Source organism: Paracoccus methylovorus (assembly GCF_016919705.1).
GTDB classification, from domain to species: Bacteria; Pseudomonadota; Alphaproteobacteria; order Rhodobacterales; family Rhodobacteraceae; genus Paracoccus; species Paracoccus methylovorus.
This window is the reverse complement of sequence record NZ_CP070368.1, coordinates 1,080,985-1,099,603: the sequence shown is the minus strand read 5'-3', so window position 1 is coordinate 1,099,603 and position 18,619 is coordinate 1,080,985. Positions and strand designations below refer to the sequence as shown.

Sequence of the window (18,619 nt, the reverse complement as noted above, 5' to 3'; positions counted from 1 at the left end):
TCGGCGGATCATTCCGCCGGGGGTTTCAGCATGTCACCGGGTTGCAGTCGGAATGCCTGACCGAAACCCGCGTTCAGCAGGCCCGAGACCGGCTCGATCCGCCAGAAGCGAAAATCCGGCAGATCCAGATAGACCCGCGCCTTGGGATCGCGGTCCAGCCAACGAGCGCGGCGCCGGTCGTCCGGCTGCACGGGCAGGGCGCGGCCAAGAATCGACAGGCGGGCATGGGTCATGGCGTCGCCCTTGTCAGCCTCGGCCACGATCAGCAATCCGACGCGCGGGTCGGTGGCCAACGCACGGCTATGTGTGGCAAGCCCCGACAGCAGGGCAAGCGGCGCACCATCGGTGTCGGATTGCAGGGCAATGCGGGTTACCAGAGGCGCGCCCGTTTCTGGGTCGAGCGTACCCAGGCTGGCATGGCGCGCGCGCTCGAGCAATTGCCGGGCCAGTGCGCGGGCATCATCGGTCGTTTCGCGAATCGGGTCCTTGTTCATGGCGGAATGCTGCGCCCGGAGCGGGTGTGCAGACAACCCGCTTCAAGTGCCGGTCATCAACTCTTCGGGGCGCAGCGCGCCGGGGAAATGACAGGCGGTCAGATGCCCGCCACCCTCCAGCGCGGGTCGGTGGCTGGCGCAGATGCCTTGTGCCCGCGAACAACGGGTGCGGAAGACGCAACCCGAGGGCGGGCTCATCGGCGATGGCAATTCGCCCTGCAAGGGGATCATGCGCTTATCGCGTTCCAACGCCGGATCGGGGATCGGCACGGCGGAAAGCAGCGCCTGCGTATAGGGGTGGCGCGGACCTGCATAAAGCGCCTGTGCCTCGGCCAGCTCCATGACGCGGCCTAGATACATCACCAGCACCCGGTCGCTGATATGCTTTACCACCGAAAGATCATGGGCGATGAAGATCAGCGCAAGCCCAAGGTCGCGTTTCAGATCGTCGAGCAGATTTATGACCTGCGCCTGAATCGAGACATCCAGCGCCGAGACCGGCTCGTCGCAGATCACCAGTTTCGGCTGGACGATCAGCGCCCGTGCGATGCCGATGCGCTGGCATTGCCCGCCCGAGAATTCGTGCGGATAGCGATTGATCTGGTTGGGCAGCAGCCCGACGCGGTCCATCATGTCCTTGACGCGACGTTTGACCTCGTCGCGGCCAAGGCCCTTGTGGTGGGTGGTCAGGGGTTCGGCGATGATCTGGCCCACGGTCATGCGCGGGTTGAGGCTCGCCAACGGGTCCTGAAATACCATCTGGATTTCGCGGCGGTATTTCAGCATTTTGCGCGGCGTGAGGCCGATCAGATCAGTCCCGTCCTGCCAGAACGCCTGACCGGTGGCCGGGACAAGGCCGATCAGAGCACGGGCCAGCGTCGATTTGCCCGACCCGGATTCGCCGACGATGCCCAAGGTCTCTCCGGGCATGAGGGTGAAATCGACCCCAGCCACGGCATGCAGCAGACGCGGCTTGGCCCAGGGCAGGGTGCCCGTTGCGGGCAGTTCGAACGTAACGCGCAGATCATGCGCCCGGATCAGCGGCTGGTTGGTCATGGCCAGATCTCTGCACCCGTTGTGCCGGTGTCTGGCGGGGGAGCGCCGGGCAGCCCGGCCAGATCGGCGGTGGCAGGCCCGGGCAGGGGCGCATGGCCGGCGCGCACCTGCGCAAGACCGGCATGGCAGGCGCGTTCGCGCCCCGGCGCAAAGGGATCAAGCGGCGGCAGCGTTTCGCAGACCGGCATTGCATAGGCGCAACGCGGCGCAAAGGGACAGCCGGGCAAAGGGCTGGTCATGTTGGGCGGGCTGCCGGGAATGGCCGACAGCCTTGCCCCCTTTTGGTCCACGCGCGGGATCGCTGCCAGCAGTCCTTGCGTATAGGGGTGCGCCGGATCGGCAAAGATCGGCTCCACCGGTGCTCGCTCCATCACCCGGCCGCCATACATGACCATCACCCGCTCGCAAGCCCCTGCGACCACCCCCAGATCGTGGGTTATCAGGATCATCGCCATGCCAAATTCGCGGCGCAGGTCAGCCAGCAACTCCATGATCTGCGCCTGCACGGTCACGTCCAGCGCCGTCGTCGGTTCATCGGCGATCAACAGGTCCGGGCGGCACAGCAGCGCCATGGCGATCATCACCCGCTGGCGCATCCCGCCCGAGAACTCGTGCGGATAAAGCCGGATGCGGGCGCGGGCATCGGGGATTTTCACCGCGTCGAGCATCCGCACCGCCTCGGCCACGGCGGCGGACTTGCCCAGTCCCTTGTGCAGCATCAGGACCTCGGCCATCTGGTTCGAGACCCGCATATAGGGGTTCAGGCTGGTCATCGGGTCCTGAAAGACCATGGCGATGCGGCGGGCTCGGATCTGGTTCATCAACCTTGGGGCCGCATTCAGGATCTCGGTTCCATCGAACCTGACCGAACCCGAGGCGCGGCCATTGCGGGCCAGCAACCCCATGATCGAAAAGGCAAGTTGCGACTTGCCCGAGCCCGACTCGCCCACGATGCCCAGCGTTTCCCCGCGCGAAAGGTCCAGGTCGATGCCGTTCACTGCCGAAACTTCGCCGTCGGTGGTGGCAAAGCGCACGTTCAGGTCGCGGATTTCCAGCAGGGCCATATCAGCGATCCTTCGGGTCGAGCGCATCGCGCAGACCGTCGCCGACAAAGAAAAAGGCGAACAGCGTGATGCAAAAGAAGAACAGCGGAAAAGCCAGTTGCCACAAGGTGCCGTAGTTCATCGTGCCAGCGCCTTCGGAAATCAGCGCCCCCCAAGACGTCAGCGGCTCTTGCACGCCAAGGCCCAGAAAGCTGATGAAGCTTTCCGACAGGATCATCAGCGGCACCAGAAGCGTGGCATAGACCGCAACCACGCCCATCAGGTTTGGTACGATATGGCGCAGCACGATCCGCCATGCCGGGACGCCGGTGGCGCGGGCGGCTTCGATGAATTCGCGGTTCTTCAGGCTCAGGGTCTGGCCGCGCACAATGCGGGACATGTCGAGCCAGGAAATCAGCCCGATGCCCAGAAACAGCATCGACATCGAGCGGCCAAAGATCACCAGCAGCAGGATCAGCACGAACATATAGGGGATCGACATCAGCACATCGACCGCACGCATCATGACGGCATCGGTGCGGCCGCCGACATAGCCGGCCGTCGCGCCGTAAAGCGTGCCGACCACGACCGCGATGCCGGCGCCGATCAGCCCGACCATCAGGCTGACCTGCGTGCCCTGCACCGTGCGCGAGAACAGGTCGCGCCCCAGATCGTCGGTGCCGAAATAATGACCGTTCGACCAGCCTGGCCCGCCAAGCTGCGCCGCCTGACCCATGATCGCGAAATCCATCTCTTCATTCGACCAGACGGCAAGCTGGTTGCCGAACACCGCGAAGAGTCCAACCGCGATCAGCACCACAAGGCTGGCCATGGCGGCCTTGTTGCGGCGAAAGCGGCGGCGGGCATCCGCCCATGGGCTGCGGCCCCTGACCTCGGGTTCCGAAAATCGTGCGGCCAGCGATTGCATCTGATGGGTGTCGATCATGGCTCAGTACCGGATTTTCGGATCGATCCAGGCGTAAAGCACATCGACCACAAGGCTGAAAAGAATGGTCAACGCCCCAACGAGGATGGTGATCCCCATCATCACCGCATAGTCGCGGTTCAGTGCTGAATCGACGAAGCTGCGGCCGATGCCGCCGGTCGAGAAATACATGTCTATCACCACAGACCCGGTGATCATGGTGACGAAAGCCGGGCCAAGGTAGCTGATCACCGGCAGCATTGCGGGCTTCAGCGCGTGGCGCAGGATCACGCTGCGCTCTGGCAGGCCCTTGGCGCGGGCGGTGCGGATATGGTTGGAGCCCAGCACCTCCAGCATCGAGCTGCGGGTGATGCGCGCGATGGAGGCCATGAAGCTGGTCGAAAGCGCGATGACCGGCATGACCCAGTAAATCGGGCCGCCCCAGCCCCCGCCCGGCAGCCAGCCCAGCCACAGCGTAAAGACCAGCACCAGAATCGGCGCCATGACGAAATTCGGCAGCACCTGCGCCCCGATCGAAATGCCGACGGCAAGATAGTCCAGCCACGAATTCTGCCGGATCGCCGCGGCGGCCCCCAGACCGACGCCGACCACCACCGCGACGACAAAGGCGATGCCGCCATAGGTCAGCGTCACCGGAAAGCCGGCGGCGATGATCTGGTTCACGGAGCGGTCGGGATAGACGAAGCTGGGGCCAAAGTCGAAATGCGCGACGATCCCCCAGACATAGCCGGCGATCTGACGCCAAAGCGGCTCGTCCAGGCCGTATTTGGCATTCAGGTTGGCCAGCACCTGCGGCGGCAGGGGGCGTTCCTGCGTGAATGGCCCGCCGGGGGCGGCATGCATCAAGAGGAACGACACGACGATCAGCAAAAGCAGGGTCGGAATGGCGACCGCAAGCCGCCGCAGGATAAAGCCGAACATGCGCAGGTTCCCAAGGAGACAGGTGCCGGACAGGACGGAAGGGGCGCGCAGTTGTCCGCCCCCCCAAGGCTTACTTCTGGATGCGATAGATGTCCTTGGCGTACCAGTCGTTCATCACGTTTTCGGTCGAAAGGCCCCTGATGTCGTCGCGGATCATATCGACCTTGGAGTATTGATAGACCGGCACCAGCGGCATGTCCTCGGCCAGGATCTTTTCGGCGGCACTATACTGGACGTTCGGGTCATCGGCGGTCTTGGATTGGTCCATCAGCTTGTCGAATTCCGGGTTGGAGTACTTGCCGTAGTTCATCCCCGTGCTGCGGAAATAATCGAGGAAGGTCGAGGCTTCGTTGTAATCCGCGCACCAGGCATAGCGGGCCAGCTCGAAATCGCCCGATTGCATGCGGTCGGTATGCACCTTCCATTCGACATTGTTCAGCGTCAGCTCAACGCCAAGCTGCTTGTAGAACTGCTGCGCGGCGACGGCGATCTTCTTGTGGTTCTCGTCGGTATTGTACTGCAGCGTCAGCTTCAGCGGCTTGTCGGGGCCGTAGCCCGCTTCGGCCAGCAGCGCCTTGGCCTTTTCCAGCCGCTCGGCCTGAGACCACGCCGCATAGTCGATTTCAGGCATCTGGAAGCCCTCGATGGCCCAGTGCACCCAGTTATAGGCCGGTTTTTGGCCGCCTTGCAGGATCTGATCGACCACGACGTCGCGCTGCATGGCATAAGACAGCGCCTTGCGCACGCGCACGTCCTTCAGCGCCTCGGGGCCTTTCTCGCTGACATTCATCAGATAGGCATAGGTGCAGGAATAGGGGATCGAGACCGCCTGATCGGGCAGTTGCTCTTTCAGGCGCGGATATTGCCCGGCCGGGATCTGCACGCGGTCAAGTTCGCCCGCCTGATAGCGGGTCAGCGCGACGTTGTTGTCGTTCACCGTCAGGCCCTGAATGCGCTCCATGACGACATTTCCGGCGTCCCAGTAATCGGGATTTTTCTCCATGCTGATCTGCACGCCAAGGTCGTGGCTTTTCAGGATATAGGCGCCGTTGCCAACCAGCTTGCCGGGCTGGGTCCAGTTGTCGCCTTCGGCCTCGATGACCTTCTGGTTGACCGGAAAGGTCGAGCCATGGGTGACCATCTTGGGGAAATAGGGGGTGGGTGCAGAAAGCCTGACCTGCAGCGTGTGGTCGTCGGTGGCTGTAACGCCCAGTTCCTCGGGCTTTTTCTCGCCCTTGACCACGGCATTGGCGTTCTCGACGTTCATCAACTCCATGAACCACGCGTATTCCGAAGCCGTGTCGGGATTGGCGAGGCGCCGCCAAGCATAGACGAAATCATGCGCCGTGACCGGATCGCCGTTTGACCACTTTGCCTCGGGGCGCAGGTGGAAGGTATAGGTCAGCTTGTCATCCGAGACATCGAACGAGGTCGCGACGCCCGGCACCGGTGCGCCCTTGGGATCTTCGTTCAACAGCCCTTCGAAAAGCTGGCGAATGATGTCTGAACCCTCGACATCGGTGTTCTTCTGCGGATCGGCGGTCTTGATCGCGTCCAGCAGCCAGAAGGTATAGGATTGGTTCTCGGCCAGTTTCTCGCCCTCTGTGGGCGCAACGGCCAGCGCCGGCAGGGCAATCCCCGCGACCAGAGCGGTTGTCAGGAACAGACGCGTCATGGGCACCTCTTTGATGTTTCGCGTCGCGGAGCCTGGTCCGCGCGAATGGTTAAAATTGAGCGTAAAACCTGTAAGACAGCAAGCGCGATTTCCGGCTTTCGCAGCGCCCGCCCATGTGAAACAAGACCATCATGAGCACCGATCCGCGCATCATCATGGTCACCGGCGGCGCCCGTTCGGGCAAGTCCGCATTGGCCGAATCCATTGTCGCCCGCCATCAGGACCCGCGGATCTATATCGCTACCGCCCAGGCGTGGGATGACGAAATGACGCAGCGCATTGGCCTGCACCGCGACCGCCGCGGCGCCGGCTGGCAGACGGTCGAAGAGCCGCTTGATCTTGCCGGGGCATTGTCGCGCACCGACGGGCAAGGTGTGCGGCTGGTCGATTGCCTGACCTTGTGGCTGTCGAATGTCATGGCAGTGGCTGAACCCGCCCCCCTGATCCGCGCGCTGTGTCAGATGCTGACCGCGCAGAAAAGCCCGGTCGTTCTGGTGACGAATGAACTGGGGTTGGGCATCGTGCCCGAAAATGCGCTTGCCCGCCGCTTCCGGGACGAGCATGGCTGGATGAACCAGGCGGTAGCCGGGGCCGCGGACGAGGTCTGGATGGCCGTCAGCGGCCTGCCCCTGCGCCTGAAACCATAAGAGGGACATCGTGAAAGAGTTCGATCAAACCGCCGCCACCGCCGCCCGCAACCGTCAGGATCAACTGACCAAGCCCCCCGGATCGCTTGGCCGGTTGGAAGAGCTGGCGGTGTTCATGGCCGGCTGGCAGGGCCGCGAGCGCCCGCAGATCAACCGTGCCCAAGCCCTGATTTTTGCCGGCAATCACGGCATCACCCGGCAGGGCGTCAACCCCTTTCCGGTCGAGGTCACGGCCCAGATGGTCGAGAACTTCCGCCAGGGCGGCGCGGCGATCAACCAGCTTTGTCGGCTCGCCGGGGCCGATCTGCAGGTAATCGCGTTGGATCTGGACCGGCCGACCGGGGATTTCACCCAAGGCATGGCGATGGAGGTCGACGAGCTGGTCGCGGCCATCCAGACAGGCAATGACGCCGTGGACCCAGAGGCCGATGTCATCCTGCTGGGCGAGATGGGGATCGGCAATTCCACCGTCGCGGCGGTGCTGGCGGCGGCAACCTTTGGCGGCACGGCCCAGGATTGGGTCGGCCCCGGCACGGGCGCTGTGGACGAAATTATGGCCAACAAGCTGCGCGCTGTCGATGCCGGGCTCAAGCGGCACAAGGGGGCGGCCACGGCGGCCTCGATCCTTGGCTCCTATGGTGGGCGCGAACAGGCCGCGATCTGCGGCGCGGTGATCCGGGCGCGCGAGCTGGGGATTCCGGTGATCCTGGATGGGTTCATCTGCTCGGCTGCGGCGGGGGTGCTGCTGGTAAATGACCCCAACGCGCTGGATCATTGCCTGATCGGCCATCAAAGCGCCGAGCCGGGCCATCGCCGCCTGATCGCGGTGATGAAAAAAGAGCCGGTGGTCACGCTGGATATGCGGCTGGGCGAGGGTTCGGGCGCGGCGGTGGCGCTGCTCATCCTGCGGGCGGCGCTGGAATGCCACAACCGCATGGCCACCTTTGCCGAGGCCGGGATTGGCTAAGCGTCTCGCGCAGGCGGTGCTGGCGCTGGTCTGGTTGACCCGGTTGCCTGTCGGCCGGCTTTTGCCCGCCGCGCCTCCGGTGCTCGCGCAAGCAGTCTGGGCCTTTCCCCTGACCGGGCTGGTGGTCGGGTTGATCGGCGCCCTTCCTTTGGCGTTGGCTTCCGTGACCGGCCTGCCTGCCAGCGTTGCCGCGCTGCTGGCCGTCGGCATGATGATCCTTGCCACCGGTGGATTGCACGAGGATGGGCTGGCCGATTTCGCCGATGGCAACGGGGGCGCCACGCGCGAACGCCGGCTGGAGATCATGCGCGATTCCCGCATCGGCAGCTATGGTGTGCTGGCGCTGATCCTGATCGTCGGGTTGCGCGTGGCAACCATCGCCGCGCTTTTCGACGATCCATGGCTGGCGGTGGCTGCCGTGATCGGGCTGGCGGCGGCTTCTCGCGCGGGTATGGCGGCGGGGCTGGGATTCATGGCGCCGGCGCGGCCTGATGGCCTGGGCCGCGCGGCTGGACGGCCGACGCGCGGCACGACTGCGGTTGCGTTGTTTTTTGGAGCGGCCGTTTTGCTGTGGCCCGCGCTGTTCCTGTCGCAGCCGGTCGCGGTCTGGCTGGCGCTTCTGCTGGCTGTGGCTTTGGCGCAGATCTGGCTTGCCCGCCGTGCCCTGCGGACGCTTGGCGGCCAGACCGGCGACGTGCTGGGCGCCATGCAGCAGGTGGGCGAGGTCGCGGGTTTGGTGGTCCTGACGGCGCTTGCCTAGGGTCGTTACGTCGCGTCGCGTTCTTCTTGACGCGTTCTGGCGGTTCACCCATACCCAGCGCCTACATGAAGAGGTCGAGACTACCTGCTGCTCTCCAAGCCAAGGGGCGGCCGATATATAGGGAGGTTTCTCATATGGGTGCCCTGCTGGGGCTTTCTCGCGGCATCGACCGCGTCAATACAATCATCGGTCGAGGCGTAAGCTGGCTGATTCTGGCCGCCGTGCTTGTCAGCGCGGGTAACGCGATCATCCGCAAGGTGTTTCAAACCTCGTCCAATGCTTGGCTGGAATTGCAGTGGTATCTCTACGGCGCCGCATTTCTGGGCGCCGCAGCCTATACGCTCAAGGAAAACGAACATATCCGCATCGACATCCTTTACGGCATATGGACCCGCCGCCGGCAGCACTGGATCGACCTGATCGGGCATGTCTTTTTCCTGATGCCCTTCGCCACGGTGATGATCTGGTATCTCTACCCATGGGTGATGCGGTCCTGGCGTAGTGGTGAGGTTTCGACCAATGCCGGCGGGTTGACGGTCTGGCCGGCCAAGATGCTTCTGCTGGTCGGATTTATCATGCTGTTCCTTCAGGGTATTTCCGAAATCATCAAGAAAATCGCCATCATGCGGGGCATCATCGAGGATCCGACTCCCTTCATCTCGACGCACGAAGCTGCCGCCATGGAAGGCGATATTCTGGCACGAGAGATGGCGGCCGCGCTTGAAGATGAAAAGCAGGGCGAGGAGACCCGTAAATGATGGTTTTCATCGCGCAGAACATGGCGCCGATCATGTTTGCCTCGCTGGTGTTCTTTCTGCTCTTCGGCTATCCGGTTGCCTTCGCGCTGGCCGCGAACGGGCTGTTCTTCTTTATCATTGGCGTCGAGCTTGCGCCGCTTTCGGGGGGCGTCATCAGTCTTGACTGGTCGCTGCTGGGCACGCTTCCGAACCGGATGTGGCAGCAGCTTTCCAATGACACGATGCTGGCCATTCCGTTCTTTACCTTCATGGGGATCGTGCTGGAGAAATCCGGCATGGCCGAGGACCTGCTGGACACGGTGGGCCAGCTTTTCGGCCCAATCCGCGGCGGTCTGGCCTATGCGGTGATCCTTGTGGGCGCACTTCTTGCCGCAACGACCGGCGTGGTCGCGGCTTCCGTCATCGCAATGGGGCTTATCTCGTTGCCGATCATGCTGCGCTATGGCTATGACCGCCGGGTGGCAAGTGGGGTGATCGCAAGTTCCGGGACATTGGCGCAGATCGTGCCGCCGTCGCTGGTGCTGATCGTGCTGGCCGACCAGCTTACGGTGGATATCGGCTCGATGTATGCCGGCGCGCTGCTGCCTTCGCTGATACTGGCGGGCTGCTATGCCATTTTCGTCTTTATCCTGTCGCTCGTGCGGCCCGATTTCGTTCCCGCCCTGCCGCCCGAGGCGCGCACGCTTGGTTCGGGCGTGATCTCGCTGCTGGTGGTGATCGCCATTGCCGCAGGTGCTGCATATGCGGCCTTCAACTGGCTTCATCCGACAATGGGCGTCGATGCCGATATTGTCGGCGTGATGGCCGGCGCGGCCCTGGCCTATGTATTGGCGCTGGCTGACCGGCACCTGAAGCTGGGACTGATGTCCCATCTGGCGCAGCAGGTGGTGATCGTGCTGATACCGCCACTGGCGCTGATCTTTCTGGTGCTGGGCACCATCTTTCTAGGCATCGCCACGCCGACCGAGGGCGGCGCCATGGGCGCGGCCGGCGCGCTGATCATGGCCATCGCCAAGAAGCGGATGACCTGGAGCCTGCTGCGGCAAGGGCTGGAAAGCACGGCACGGCTTTCGGCTTTCGTGATGTTCATCATCATGGGCGCGCGCGTGTTCTCGCTGACTTTTTACGGTGTGAACGGCCATTTGTGGATCGAGCACCTGCTGGTGTCTTTGCCCGGCGGTGAGATGGGCTTTGTCTTTTTCGTGGCTGCGCTGATCTTTTTCCTGGCGTTCTTCCTCGATTATTTCGAACTTGCCTTCATCATCGTGCCGCTGCTGGTGATGCCTGCCAAGGCCATCGGCATCGACCTTGTCTGGTTCGGGGTGATCCTGGCACTGATCATGCAGACCTCGTTCATGCATCCGCCCTTCGGGTTTTCGCTGCACTTCCTGCGCTCGGTCGCGCCGCGTCGGCCCTATGTGGACAGTGTGACCGGGCGCAGGATGCAGCCAGTGACCACGGGACAGATCTACTTTGGCGCGATCCCCTTCATGCTGATCCAGCTTGCGATGGCGGCCGCGGTGGTATTCTTCCCCGGGCTGGTCACCAGCGCCGAACCCGAGCGTCTGGCCCCGGAATCCGCCTTTGAACTGCCTGCGCTTGGCGGCACTCTTCCCTCTCCGGGTCTGCCGGGCGGATTGGGCGACGTGACGGGCGGTCTGCCCGGACTTGCGGCACCGCCGGGATTGGAGGGCATGGCCCCGCCAGCCGCCCCTGCGATTGCGCCGGCGAACAGCCTGCCGGGGCTGGCGCCGCCCCCCGGACTGAATCCTTCGAACTGAAACCAAAAGGCCCCCGGAAATCCGGGGGCCTTTTTCGTTTCGCCGGCATATCGAAACCAGCGCGACGGCGTTTTACAGCCGCTGCTGCCCGTTCAACTGCATCATGTAATAATCATACTGGAAATCGACGAGCTGGGTATAGGTGTAATGCTCGGAGCGGAATGCCGTGATCGAGTCCCACAGCTTCTTGAACCATTCGTGCTTTTCCGACATCTCGGCATAGATCTGGTTGGCGGCGTCGAAGGCGGCCGACATGATCTCGGGCGAGAAGGTCCGCAACTGTGCCCCTTGCTGCACCAGCCGCATCAGGGCCTTGGGGTTGTTCCAGTCGTATAGGGCCAGCATTTCCTGATCGGCGGCGCGGCAGCAATTGCGCAGGATCGCCTGGTAATTTTTCGGCAGTTCCTCGAACTTCTGCTTGTTGAAGAAGAAATGCACGGTCGGTGCACCTTCCCAGAAGCCCGGCGAATAATAATAGGGTGCGACCTTGAAGAAGCCCAGCTTCTCATCGTCGAAGGGGCCGGTGAATTCGACCGCGTCCAGCGTGCCTTTTTCCAGAGCCGGATAGATGTCGCCGCCAGCCAACTGCTGGGGCACGACGCCCAGCCGTTCCAGGACATAGCCCGCAAAGCCGCCGACGCGGAACTTCAGCCCCTTCAGGTCGTCCAGCGTATTGATTTCCTTGCGATACCAGCCGCCCATCTGCACGCCGGTATTGCCGCCCGGAAAGCCGACCAGACCATGGCCCGCCAGGAATTCGTTGTAAAGATCAACCCCACCGCCCGCATAGTTCCAGGCATTCATGCCGCGATAGTTCAGCGAGAACGGGATGGCCGATGCCACCGCCCAGGCCGGGTCCTTGCCCCAATAGTAATAACCCACGGTGTGGGCGGCCTCGACGGTGCCCTCCATCACCGCGTCGGCGGCCTGAAGCCCGCCGACGATTTCGCCCGCGGTAAAGGACTGAAGGCGGAACTTGCCGTCCGTCGCTTCGGCCAGCGCGTTGCTCAGGTAAAGGCCGGTATTGTAAAGCGCCTCGGTCGATTTCGGAAAGGACGAGGTCATGCGCCATGTGATCTCGGGCATTTCCTGCGCGATGGCGGGCGCGGCCAAAGCGGCCCCGGCCGCTGCCGTTGCGCCGCCAACCGTGGCGCGGGTCAGAAAGGCGCGCCGGTCGAACTGGTTGCTGGTCTTCATGGATTCCTCCGCTTGGATTGGCCTTTTTCTGCCGGCCGATGTCGCAGGGAATGTTGCATGCGACCGATACCCTGTCGAGACGCCCGCACCCGATTTTTACCGGATGCGCGCAAGCGTGCGGCATTGTCGCAGCGTCAGGTGACCGGGTCGGACCATCGCCGATCTTGTAGTATGCTCAACGGACTACCCAAGTGGTTTGGGCTTGCCTATACTGGCAGGGGTCCGGGGCTTTGGGGGAACAAGGGATGCGCTGTCCGTTCTGTGGAAATGTCGATACGCAGGTCAAGGATTCGCGTCCGGCCGAAGACAACGTGGCGATACGCCGACGCCGCTTTTGTCCGGCCTGCGGCGGGCGTTTCACCACCTATGAACGGGTGCAGTTGCGCGATCTGGTGGTCGTGAAATCCAGCGGCCGTCGCGAGGATTTCGACCGTATCAAGCTGGAACGCTCGATCCGCATCGCCATGCAAAAGCGCCCCATCGAGCCCGAGCGGATCGACCAGATGATCTCGGGCATCGTGCGCCGGCTGGAAAGCATGGGCGACACCGATATCCCCTCGAAAGTCATAGGCGAGATCGTGATGGAGACTCTGGCCCGGATCGATACCGTCTCCTATGTGCGCTTTGCCAGCGTTTACAAGAATTTTCAGGCGGCGGACGATTTCGACAAATTCGTCTCGGAACTGCGGCCGGGCCTCGTCGAAGAGTGAGCGACCGCCGCCACATGCGCCATGCGCTTGCGCTTGCGCGGCGCGGTCTGGGCAATGTCTGGCCGAATCCCGCGGTGGGTTGCGTGATGGTCCGCGAAGGAGTCGTGGTCGGACGCGGCTGGACCCAGCCCGGCGGGCGACCCCATGCCGAGGCCATGGCGCTGGCTCAGGCGGGCAGGGCGGCGAAGGGCGCCACGGCCTATGTCACGCTTGAACCCTGTGCCCATCACGGCAAGACCCCCCCTTGCGCCGAGGCATTGGTCCGGGCCGGTGTCGCGCGCGTTGTGACTGCGCTGACCGATCCCGATCCGCGCGTGGCGGGACGCGGTCATGCCATCCTGCGCGCGGCCGGGATCACGGTCAGCGAGGGCGTCTGGGAAGCCGAGGCGCGCGAGGTGCAACGCGGTTTCCTGACCCGCCTTCAGCATGGCCGGCCGATGCTGACGCTGAAACTGGCCAGCAGTTTCGATGGCCGTATCGCCACCGCGTCTGGCGAAAGCCAGTGGATCACCGATGCGCAGGCCCGTCGCCACGTCCATGCTCTGCGTCTTGCCCATGATGCGGTGATGGTGGGCGGCAAGACGGCCCGCGCCGACCGCCCGGCACTGAACGTGCGCGGCTTTGGCCCGCTGCGTCAGCCGGTGCGGATCGTCGTTTCGTCGCGCCCCTTGCCGGACCTGCCGGCCGAGGGGGCTGAACACGGCCCGTTGTGGCAGGTGTCGGGTGCTCCCGAGGCATTCATGGCCGAGCTTGGCGCGCGTGGCCTGACCCGGGTGTTTTGCGAAGGCGGCGGAGTGTTGGCGGCAAGTCTTTTGCGCGCCGGGCTGGTCGATCAGTTGATCGGCTATAGCGCCGGGGTCGTGCTGGGCAGTGACGGCCGGGCCGGGATCGGTGCATTGGGACTGGAGCATCTGGCCGATGCGCCGCGCTTTCGACTGGCCGAGATGCGCCGGATCGGGCCGGATATCATGCATTGCTGGCTGCGCGACTAGCGCCGCCAGATCCACGCATGACCGGCCAGCAGGCCCTGCGCCTTGGAAAGCAGCCGCAGCGCCGGGCCGCCCGCAGCCCCAAAGCGCGGATCGCGTAGCCGTTCCAGCGCAACTTCAGGCGGGCAGGGCAGACGGCTGACCGGATCGAAATAGCGCGGATAGGCGATCAGCGCGCAATGAGCCAGTTGCGCCAGATCGGCCTGCATGCGCCGCCGTGCCGGGACCGGCCCGAGGTCGCGCGTCAGCCCCCAACCGGCATAGAAAGGCGCGCCCAGCGTCGTAACGGCTATACCGCGCAGCAATGCTTCGAAACCCAGGGTCGAGGTCATGGTCCAGACCTCATCGACCTCGGCCATCAGCGTATCGGCTGCTGTGTTGCGGGCAACAATATCCGCCAGCCGGAGCAGGTCGGCCTCGGGGATCAGGCCCGGGCGCAGGCCGGCCTCGACATCGGGATGCGGTTTATAGATCAGCACGGCCTGCGGGTTCTCGGCCCGCGCGCGTTCCAGCAGCGCAAGGTTGGTGCACACCCCCGTCGCACCAAGCCGAATCGAGGCGTCATTTTCGACCTGTCCCGGCACCAGAATGCGATGCCCGGCAGGCAGGGCGGGCGGCTGGCCGGACAGGTTGTATTTGGTGATCCCGGCCTCAATCAGATCGTGGGCAAGCCGCAGGGCGCGTTCACGGCCACCGGGGGGCAGGGGTTCGGCCATCAACCGCTCGAACCGGCTTTCGCGGCCGGGATCGTAATAGATGCCCAGATCGTCGGCGACCAAAGACAGGGGCGGCACCAGCGCGGCGCCAAGGCCACGCGAACGAATAAAGCCATCTTCGACCTGCAGCGCGCCCGATACTTCCTTGGCGCGGTTGGCCCAGGCCAGGGTGACATTGGGGCCGGGGCTGGCGGTAAAGCGCACACCCCGGCCGCTGCCGAAAAACCGTGCCATGAAGGGACGCTTCCACAGCCGGATGCCATAGGCCAGATGACCGGCATGGTCCTGCCGCCAGGCGCGGGCCTCGGCCTCGATCTGGCAAAGCGCACCTTCGAAATCGGTCAACCGGTCGCGGCAGGGGTCATACCAGACCGGGGCCAGCAGATGGCTGGCGGTGAAAAGCTGCTCGATACTGGCAGGGCTGCGGCGAGGGATAGGACTCTGGTCGTCGCTCAGCCCCCAGCCGGCATAAAACGGACGGCCAAAGATGCGGGGCCGATGGCCGGCCAGCATCGCCTCATATCCCATCTGCGACGAGAACGCATAGACCCGTGCGGCATTGCGCAACAGCGCCCAGGGCGAGACGGCAGTTTCGCAAAAAACCTCGCCCGGGCGCAGGTCCTGCGGGGTGAAGTGGCCGGGACGCAGGCCGCGGGCGGTCTCGGGGTGGCTGCGGATCACCAGTGGCAGACTGGGGTTTTCGTCGCGGGCAGCGGTCAGCAGGTCCAGAAAATCTGCGCGCGTTGCACCCAGCAGCGAGGCATCGCCGCGTGTCTGGTCGATGACCAGAACGTAGCCGGGCTCGGGCGGTGCGACCTCGGGCAGATGCGCATTGTATTTCGACAGATCGGCGGCGATCAGCCGCGCGATACCCTGTCGGGCGGCGTCAAGATGCGCCTGCGATGCGGGCGCATGGACCAGGGTTTCGATCAGCGAAGGGGATTCGGGGTCGAAATGCAGCCCGATGGGGTCGATCAACAGACCGATGGGCCCGCGCCGCGCCACCGCGCCACGCGCCCGCCCCGGCAGGACCGAACGCAGAAAGGCATCCTCGACCCGTACCAGTCCAACACCACGCCATTCGGCCAATGCCTTGCCCCGCCATGCGGTCGGGCTGTTGCCCCAGATGCCGACATGATCGCCGGGGCCGGGCAGGCCAACGCGCAGGGACCAGCCCGCCAGTTGCAGGATGCGGCGCAGGCGCGGCCGGGTCAGGAAACCGCCGTTGCATATGAAAAGCCGCCGGGAATCCCCGGCGGCTTTGTTCACAGGTTCCATGCCCCTTAGTCGAAGGAGTTGTTCACCGAAGCGATTTCGGTGGCGGGGGACAGCATCGACCGCAGCGTCTTGCTCCATTGGACGAAGGGCGCCTCGGTCACATAGACGGTATCGCTGTCGCGAATGACGAAATCTCGCGCCAGGAACATGCCGTCGGGCTTGGTCAGGTCCAGGATATAGGCGACACGCTGGTTGCCATAGATGTCCTGACGGCCCAGCACGGCGCGCGCCACGCTTTGCGGCTCGTCGCGCAGGACGAACACACCCTTGGGATCGGCCAGCGTGGTGCTGAGACCACCGACCATCGCCACTGCCTCGATCGCGTTGATCTGGTCGTTGCCCAACGGCACCTTTGTCTGGCCGCCAAGCGCGCCAAGCGCGGTAAAGCTGCGTTCATCCTCTTCGACGAGAATGACGTCGCCGGGGCGCAGCGCAATGTCGTTGCGGGCATTGGAATACAGGTCACGCAGCCAGACCTTGCCGCTGGAGTTACCGCGCTTGACGGTGACCACCGCAATCTCGGGCTCGATGGAAACGCCGCCGGCCCGCGACAGCATTGCCGAAAGGGTGCGAGTCGGGCGTTCGATCGGGAAGACGCCTTGCGAGTTGACCTTGCCCATGACCGAAACGGTTGCGCCATCGCCGGCCACACGGGTCACCATGACCTGCGGGTCGGGGGTCTGGGTTTCCAGTTTTTGCGTAATGATGCGGCGCAGCTCCTCGGGGCTGTTGCCTGCGGCCAGAACCCGGCCGGCATAGGGCACGAAGATATAGCCCTGGCTGTCCACCTGCAGTTCCGACAATTGGGTCGAGCTTGACCCCATCGAGGCCAGAAGGCCGTCATCGACGTTTTCCCAGATCGACAGGCCCAGCACGTCGCCGGGGCGGATATCATCGGCGGCAACCGCGCTGGCGGCGCGGAAATCTGCCGAGAAACCGTAGGCCGGAGTATAGTTCGCGGCGCGGTTCACCCGGTCGTCGACATTCACGATATGAGTGGTGCCGCCCCTTTCGACCGAGCTGGAAAGGATCTGCCCCTTGGTGGGACCCGAGCGCGGCAGCCCGCAGGCCGACACCAGAAGCATCCCCCCCAGAATCATGGCCCGCCCCAGCCGGGCGGCGATACGGCGCGCGCGAACCGGTGCCGTCCCGGTTCGAAGGGGTGAAAAAGCTGCTTGCGTCAAACTGTTACTCCTGTCCTCTCGCGCGATTCCCGGATCGCAGGCATTATTTTCCGGCACGTTAGCGCAGCATCCGGGGGTTTTCCATATTTTTGCCCTGTTTAATCGTCGTTGACGCCCATCTGTTGCCGATATTTACCACGCCCGGCAAAAAGCGCCTGATAAGGATCCTCGGACGCCAGAACCATGTCCACCACGATGCGCAGTGCGTGGGCGCGCGAGCGTGCGGCATAAAATCCCCCCGGCACCTGACTGCTTTCCAACAGGAAATCGCGATAGCGGCGATAGGCCGGGGCGTGGGGCGGACGGGGATCGCGCAGGAATTCGTCAAGGCTTTGGTCAGATACAAGGCCGGGTTTGTCAAAAACCGCATGTCCCATGGCCTTGACCGGCAGGCCGCGCCACAGCGCCTGTTGTGCGGCGGTAGAGTTGACCGTCACCGTCGCGCGGGCCTGATTCAGCAGCCCTGCCAGCTTGCCGCCGCGCACGAAATGCACCCGATGCTCGATCCCCAGTTCGCGGGCCTTGGCGATGATGGCGTGACGAATACCGCCGCGCCCGTCCTCAAGCGGATGGGCCTTGAAGACGATGCGGTGGTGGGCAGGCGCCGAGCGGGCAAAGGCCGTCAGCACCTCATCGGTGAATTCCGACATGCGGCAGTATGGCGAATGGGCGACAAAATTCGAATCATGTTCAAGCTGCATCAGCACCAGAACATAGGGAAAGCCGCCGCGACGCACCGCGCGCGCCTCGCGCATGCGGGCAAACATGTCAAAGGGCGTCAGCAGAAAGCGGCGCAGGTTCAGCTGGAACTCTTGGAACACGCCGATCTGGCGATGCGTGCGATAGCCCGGATAACGCCGGTTCGCCGCCAGCACCAGAAAATGATAAAGCGCGCCATAGAATTTGTGCTGCCGCATGTCGCCCCAGCGCGCAGGGGGGCGGTTCATCTCGGCGATACGGTCGTGCAGCGCATTGCGCATCTCTCGCAGCGGGATATGCGTCAGGGCCGAGTGCCCGTTCGAGCCGCCGCGCTCGTAAGTGATCCAGAACGGACGCAGATAGCCTTCCTCGAAGACATGCAGCACCAGATCGTGACGCTGCGCCGCCTCGCGTGCGGCGGCATGGATCGGGCGCACATCGCCGTAAAGCATGATGTCGGTCACGCCTTTTTCGACGATGATACGCTCCAGATGCTCGGGCCAATCCTCGGGGCCGCTGCCATGGCGGATGAAGCAGGCCTTGTCGGACCAGAAGAATTCGTCGCCCGCATTGAAGCCTACCCGCCAGACCTGCGCCCCGGTATCGCGCAAAAGTCGGCCGACCCCGTCGAAGAACGGGCCATGCGGACCTTGCAGCAACAGAAAAACCCGCTTCGCCGCGGGCAGCGAGGCCGTGGCAGTCACTGGCGCAAGCTTGGGCGTTGCCAATGTCGGCTTGACCGTCTTCCTGGTCGGGGTCGCCGCAGAGGAAACGTCACGATGATCGCGCGTACGGGGC

General features: G+C 64.0%; 17 protein-coding genes. 7 read left to right on the top strand and 10 right to left on the bottom strand.

What is annotated here, in order from left to right; genetic code table 11:
* Positions 1 to 8: 8 nt before the first annotated feature.
* From JWJ88_RS05505 to JWJ88_RS05480, 6 genes are all read right to left on the bottom strand, one after another.
* Positions 9 to 494, bottom strand: coding sequence for a HugZ family pyridoxamine 5'-phosphate oxidase (locus tag JWJ88_RS05505; RefSeq protein ID WP_205293139.1), 486 nt, complete (start codon positions 492 to 494; stop codon positions 9 to 11).
* Positions 495 to 536: 42 nt separating this feature from the next.
* Complete coding sequence (locus tag JWJ88_RS05500; RefSeq protein WP_205293138.1) at positions 537 to 1,550, bottom strand: ABC transporter ATP-binding protein; 1,014 nt, start codon at positions 1,548 to 1,550, stop codon at positions 537 to 539.
* On the bottom strand, positions 1,547 to 2,614 hold the full coding sequence (locus tag JWJ88_RS05495; RefSeq protein ID WP_205293137.1) for an oligopeptide/dipeptide ABC transporter ATP-binding protein: 1,068 nt from the start codon (positions 2,612 to 2,614) through the stop codon (positions 1,547 to 1,549). The genes JWJ88_RS05500 and JWJ88_RS05495 overlap by 4 nt, the downstream gene beginning before the upstream one ends.
* A 1-nt stretch (position 2,615) precedes the next feature.
* The gene (locus JWJ88_RS05490) at positions 2,616 to 3,539 is read right to left on the bottom strand and encodes an ABC transporter permease subunit (RefSeq protein WP_205293136.1); all 924 of its coding nucleotides are present in this window, start codon (positions 3,537 to 3,539) and stop codon (positions 2,616 to 2,618) included.
* Positions 3,540 to 3,542: 3 nt separating this feature from the next.
* Positions 3,543 to 4,460 (bottom strand): oligopeptide ABC transporter permease OppB, encoded by a 918-nt coding sequence (gene oppB / locus JWJ88_RS05485; RefSeq protein WP_205293135.1) that lies wholly within the window; start codon positions 4,458 to 4,460, stop codon positions 3,543 to 3,545.
* A gap of 70 nt (positions 4,461 to 4,530) precedes the next feature.
* Entirely contained in the window at positions 4,531 to 6,135 is a 1,605-nt protein-coding gene (locus tag JWJ88_RS05480) for a peptide ABC transporter substrate-binding protein (protein ID WP_205293134.1), read from the bottom strand.
* A 131-nt stretch (positions 6,136 to 6,266) separates the two neighbouring features.
* Here JWJ88_RS05480 and cobU point away from each other — a divergent pair, with 131 nt between their 5' ends.
* The 5 genes from cobU to JWJ88_RS05455 all read left to right on the top strand — a co-directional run bounded on the left by cobU (position 6,267) and on the right by JWJ88_RS05455 (position 11,048).
* Positions 6,267 to 6,782: a bifunctional adenosylcobinamide kinase/adenosylcobinamide-phosphate guanylyltransferase gene (gene cobU, locus JWJ88_RS05475; protein ID WP_205293133.1), complete on the top strand. Its 516-nt coding sequence runs from the start codon at positions 6,267 to 6,269 to the stop codon at positions 6,780 to 6,782.
* 10 nt (positions 6,783 to 6,792) lie between these two features.
* The gene (gene cobT / locus JWJ88_RS05470; protein ID WP_205293132.1) at positions 6,793 to 7,749 is read left to right on the top strand and encodes a nicotinate-nucleotide--dimethylbenzimidazole phosphoribosyltransferase; all 957 of its coding nucleotides are present in this window, start codon (positions 6,793 to 6,795) and stop codon (positions 7,747 to 7,749) included.
* Entirely contained in the window at positions 7,742 to 8,509 is a 768-nt protein-coding gene (gene cobS, locus JWJ88_RS05465; RefSeq protein WP_205293131.1) for an adenosylcobinamide-GDP ribazoletransferase, read from the top strand. The genes cobT and cobS overlap by 8 nt, the downstream gene beginning before the upstream one ends.
* A 134-nt stretch (positions 8,510 to 8,643) precedes the next feature.
* Complete coding sequence (locus tag JWJ88_RS05460; RefSeq protein ID WP_205293130.1) at positions 8,644 to 9,267, top strand: TRAP transporter small permease subunit; 624 nt, start codon at positions 8,644 to 8,646, stop codon at positions 9,265 to 9,267.
* A complete protein-coding gene (locus JWJ88_RS05455) occupies positions 9,264 to 11,048 on the top strand; it encodes a TRAP transporter large permease (protein WP_205293129.1) in 1,785 nt (594 codons plus the stop codon). Before JWJ88_RS05460 ends, JWJ88_RS05455 begins: the two co-directional genes overlap by 4 nt.
* A gap of 72 nt (positions 11,049 to 11,120) precedes the next feature.
* Here the strand turns inward: JWJ88_RS05455 and JWJ88_RS05450 are convergent, their stop codons facing one another.
* Positions 11,121 to 12,245 carry a TRAP transporter substrate-binding protein gene (locus JWJ88_RS05450; protein ID WP_205293128.1) on the bottom strand — a complete coding sequence of 375 codons (1,125 nt, stop codon included), beginning with the start codon at positions 12,243 to 12,245 and terminating at the stop codon, positions 11,121 to 11,123.
* A 245-nt stretch (positions 12,246 to 12,490) separates the two neighbouring features.
* Here JWJ88_RS05450 and nrdR point away from each other — a divergent pair, with 245 nt between their 5' ends.
* Entirely contained in the window at positions 12,491 to 12,955 is a 465-nt protein-coding gene (nrdR, locus tag JWJ88_RS05445; protein WP_205293127.1) for a transcriptional regulator NrdR, read from the top strand.
* A 14-nt stretch (positions 12,956 to 12,969) separates the two neighbouring features.
* Complete coding sequence (gene ribD, locus JWJ88_RS05440) at positions 12,970 to 13,947, top strand: bifunctional diaminohydroxyphosphoribosylaminopyrimidine deaminase/5-amino-6-(5-phosphoribosylamino)uracil reductase RibD (protein WP_205295127.1); 978 nt, start codon at positions 12,970 to 12,972, stop codon at positions 13,945 to 13,947.
* Here the strand turns inward: ribD and JWJ88_RS05435 are convergent.
* The 3 genes from JWJ88_RS05435 to JWJ88_RS05425 form a co-directional block, all read right to left on the bottom strand.
* Positions 13,944 to 15,938, bottom strand: a complete 1,995-nt coding sequence (locus JWJ88_RS05435; protein WP_205295079.1) for a capsular polysaccharide biosynthesis protein — start codon at positions 15,936 to 15,938, stop codon at positions 13,944 to 13,946. The genes ribD and JWJ88_RS05435 overlap by 4 nt on opposite strands.
* A 5-nt stretch (positions 15,939 to 15,943) precedes the next feature.
* Positions 15,944 to 17,122 carry a polysaccharide biosynthesis/export family protein gene (locus JWJ88_RS05430; protein ID WP_205295078.1) on the bottom strand — a complete coding sequence of 393 codons (1,179 nt, stop codon included), beginning with the start codon at positions 17,120 to 17,122 and terminating at the stop codon, positions 15,944 to 15,946.
* Positions 17,123 to 17,220: 98 nt separating this feature from the next.
* Positions 17,221 to 18,525, bottom strand: coding sequence for a capsule biosynthesis protein (locus JWJ88_RS05425; protein ID WP_407673896.1), 1,305 nt, complete (start codon positions 18,523 to 18,525; stop codon positions 17,221 to 17,223).
* Between the last annotated feature and the right edge of the window lie 94 nt (positions 18,526 to 18,619).